Annotated in this window: 1 protein-coding gene; it reads left to right on the top strand. The window is 42.8% G+C overall.

The genetic code is table 11. The features are described 5' to 3' along the window. Positions 1-99: 99 nt before the first annotated feature. Positions 100-1,014, top strand: a 915-nt coding sequence (locus NI461_RS14040; protein ID WP_253157858.1) for an IS30 family transposase, incomplete at its 3' end; no start/stop codon positions are given.

The raw sequence follows: 1,014 nt of genomic DNA, 5'->3' as shown, positions 1-1,014 counted from the left end.
CTTGGATTCTCAAATGAAGTGCAACAGAGATTAAATTATTGGAAGGAAGCAAGATGAGCTAGCATTTTGCTTCCGACCGACCAAAGTCAAAGTTGCATCATGAACTATACTCATCTTACTCAAGAAGAAAGATATCAGATTTCCACATTGTTACGTGAAGGTTTTTCTAAGCGTTATATCGCCTGGAGGCTAAATCGTTCGCCTTCCACTATTTCCAGAGAAATAGCACGCAATCGGGCAAGGAATGGTTATTTCGCTCAACATGCCCATAAATTAGCTCGCAGACGGCATTGTCCTAATCCCAAAAGAATCCCTTATGATACTTGGGTACAAGTCATTGCTTATCTTGATCTCCAATGGAGTCCCGAACAGATTGCTTCTCATGTTTCAGTCAGTCTGCATTCCATATACAGGTTTATACAGCAGGATAAAAGCAGAGGTGGTGTGCTCTTCCACAACTTACGTTTCAGAAATCAAAGGAAGAGAAAATATGGCTCTATCGAGACTCGTGGCCAACTGACAAACCGCAAAAGCATTCACGATCGACCTGCTGAGATTGAGCAGCGCTCCCGCTTCGGTGATTTGGAAATAGATACGATAGTTGGCAAGAACCACCAACAATCCCTGGTTTCAATTGTAGATCGGAAGACAGGTTATCTTTGGCTGAAAAAGTGCAGCACGCGCAAGGCTGAGGAAGTTTGCCAGGCTACGATCAGATTATTGGAACCGATCAAAGCACACCTAAAAACAATTACCGCGGACAATGGTAAAGAGTTCAGCCTGCATGAGTATGCTGCTCAGGAATTAGATGTCGACTGGTATTTCGCTGATCCCTATAGCGCCTGGCAGCGTGGAACAAATGAAAATACGAATGGATTGATCAGACAATATATTAGAAAAGGCAGTGACTTGAATGACTATACGGATGCATATATTGCAGAAATTACTCAACGCTTGAATCATCGTCCAAGAAAAAGACTCGGCTTTAAAAGTCCGAGTCAGGTATTATGGCAA

Origin of the sequence: Acinetobacter sp. S4400-12, assembly GCF_024129495.1 — a bacterium.
GTDB classification, from domain to species: Bacteria; Pseudomonadota; Gammaproteobacteria; order Pseudomonadales; family Moraxellaceae; genus Acinetobacter; species Acinetobacter lwoffii_C.
The sequence above is the reverse complement of the archived record's forward strand: the minus strand, read 5'-3'. Positions and strand labels throughout refer to the sequence as shown.